Here is a 941-nt window from a genome sequence, read left to right on the forward strand (position 1 = left end):
CTGCTTTGTTGAAGCTGATATGGAGTTCAGGCGTGATAATCACATTGACACCGCCTGAACTCCATATCAGCTTCAACAAAGCAGGAATGCTGTGTGAGGACGGTCGGTGCAAAACCTTCTCCGATAAGGCCAATGGCTACGTGCGTGGTGAAGGGGCCGGCATGCTTTTCCTGAAAAAGCTGAAGGATGCAGAGAAGGACGGAGACCATATTTATGGTGTAATTCGGGGTACTGCCGTCAATCACGGAGGCCGGGCCAATTCCCTGACAGCTCCTAATCCGAGGGCTCAGGCGGATGTGTTGGTAAATGCATATACAAAGGCCGGAATCGATCCAAGGACTGTCTCTTACATTGAGGCCCACGGGACTGGCACCGAGCTGGGCGATCCGATTGAAATTAACGGATTGAAAGCAGCTTTCAAAGAGCTTTATGAGAATACAGAGGGACCCGGGATCACAGAATCCCATTGCGGATTGGGCTCGGTGAAGACCAATATCGGACATCTGGAACTGGCTTCTGGAATCGCGGGTGTCATAAAAGTACTGCTTCAGTTAAAGCATAAAAAGCTGGTCAAAAGCCTTCATTGCGAGGCAATTAATCCCTATATAAAACTTGAAGGTAGTCCGTTCTATATCGTTCAGGAGGCGCGGGAGTGGAAGCCACAGCGGGATACTCAAGGGAAAAATATTCCTCGAAGAGCGGGTGTTAGCTCCTTTGGATTCGGGGGTGCCAATGCCCATTTGATAATCGAAGAATACATTCCTGGAAAGCAGGCGCAGAATTCTATTACCCTTACCACCCCAAAATCGGCTATTGTGGTGCTGTCAGCCAAGAGTGAAGGACAACTGCTAGAGCAGGCGCAGCTATTACTAGCTGCAATCGGGGAGCATCCGTTCACAGACAGCAGTCTGGTAGATATAGCGTATACCCTTCAGGTGGGG

At 49.8% G+C, this 941-nt stretch carries 1 protein-coding gene; it reads left to right on the forward strand.

The window, feature by feature from the left end; genetic code table 11:
* Positions 1-941 (forward strand): beta-ketoacyl synthase N-terminal-like domain-containing protein (locus GRP75_RS28015; protein WP_160791012.1); only part of this gene is annotated, 941 nt, incomplete at both ends.

Origin of the sequence: Paenibacillus sp. OT2-17, from assembly GCF_009827695.1 — a bacterium.
In the GTDB taxonomy this organism is placed as follows: Bacteria; Bacillota; Bacilli; order Paenibacillales; family Paenibacillaceae; genus Paenibacillus; species Paenibacillus polymyxa_B.